This is a genomic window from Frankia sp. Hr75.2 (assembly GCF_949319125.1).
Classification (GTDB): domain Bacteria; phylum Actinomycetota; class Actinomycetes; order Frankiales; family Frankiaceae; genus Parafrankia; species Parafrankia soli.
Map to the genome: position 1 here is coordinate 1 of NZ_CASGGV010000154.1, position 1,357 is coordinate 1,357.

Below are 1,357 nucleotides of genomic sequence, written 5' to 3' on the forward strand. Positions count from 1 at the left end.
TGTGGTGGGCGATGACGTGGAGGTTGTGGACGACGGCGGTGCGGCGTAGGTCGAACAGGTTCTTGCGCTGTCCGTGGTAGCGGGCGCGGCGGCCTTGCCAGTGGCCGACGTGGGCGAGGGTGTGTTCGACCTTGGTGCGTTCGCGTAGCCGGGCGCGGCCGGTTGGTGTCGCCTGGCGTTTGCGGAGTTCAGCCAGGAGGGCTTCGTCGGGGTGGATGCTCACGCTGCGCCCGCGGCTGCTGGTGGTGCACCGGTCGTGCAGGGGGCAGGAGGTGCAGACCTGTGCGGGGAAACGGACGGTGCGGCCGGGGGTGAACGCCATGACCGTCCCGGCCGGGCAGGTGAGCTGGCCATGGTCGAAGTCCAGGGTGAACGCGGTCTTGTCATACCGGCCGGTGGTGTTACGTACCCGCCAGGCCTTGCAGAAGATCTCCAGGTGTTCGTCGCGGTCGCGGACCAGGGTGGAGGACAGGTAGGCCCGGTCGATGTGCAGCTCGGCGAGGGTGAGGTTCCCGGCGGCCAGGTCGTCGATGATCGTGTCGGTCACGGTGGCTTCCGGAACGTTGGCGGGGGTGAGCCCGACTGCGGGGACCAGCCCGGTGTCCAGGTCGGTGACCACGTGGCGTTTGTATCCGTCGATCAGGGTGGAGCGGGATTTGCGGCCGTGGGCCATGTCCGGGTCTTCCACGCTGATCCGCCGGTTGCGCGCCACCCCGCGGCGCAGCCGTGGCACGCCGGCCGGAGTGGTCTCGATGTCCTGGTCGCGGACCTGACGGGCCACCGCGACGGCGGCCTCGGCCGCCGGGAGGACGTCCTGCTGGGCAGTCACGAACGTCTCCACCGCGTCCAGTGCGGCCAGCACCATCGCCAGCGCGTGGTCCCGCTGGTCGGGGTCGTCCCAGTCTGCGTCCAGGGCGGCTTTGAGACTGGATCCGGTCAGGATCGGCGCGCCGACCCGGCCGGCCAGGACGGTGGTTCCCTCGGCCAGCCCCCACCCCTGCTGGACCGCGATCACACCCAGGGCCTTGCGCAGGGCGTGTCCCATCATGTTCGGGGTGTCCTCGACCCGGCCAGCACCCCACAGCGGGCTGGAGTCCAACGCCGCCCGTAACGCCCGCGGCCCGAACCCCCCGCTCACCGTGGCGATCTCGATGGTGCGTTCGATCAGCCGCCGGTCCCACCCAGCAGCGATCATCCGGGTGCGGAAGCCGACCAGGGTGCCCTTGGAGAACGGGGGCCGGTCGGTGTCCAGACAGTCCAGGACCAGCTGCCAGCGCCGGTCCATCACCGTCGCCTCGATCACCTCGTCGTCGGAGACACCGGTGTAGGCCTGCAGGATCAGCGCCAACGCCAACTG

Annotated in this window: 1 protein-coding gene; it reads right to left on the reverse strand. The window is 70.3% G+C overall.

Going from position 1 to position 1,357, the window contains the following annotated elements; genetic code table 11:
- Positions 1–1,357 (reverse strand): IS1182 family transposase (locus tag AC559T_RS12795; RefSeq protein ID WP_498868845.1); only part of this gene is annotated, 1,357 nt, incomplete at both ends.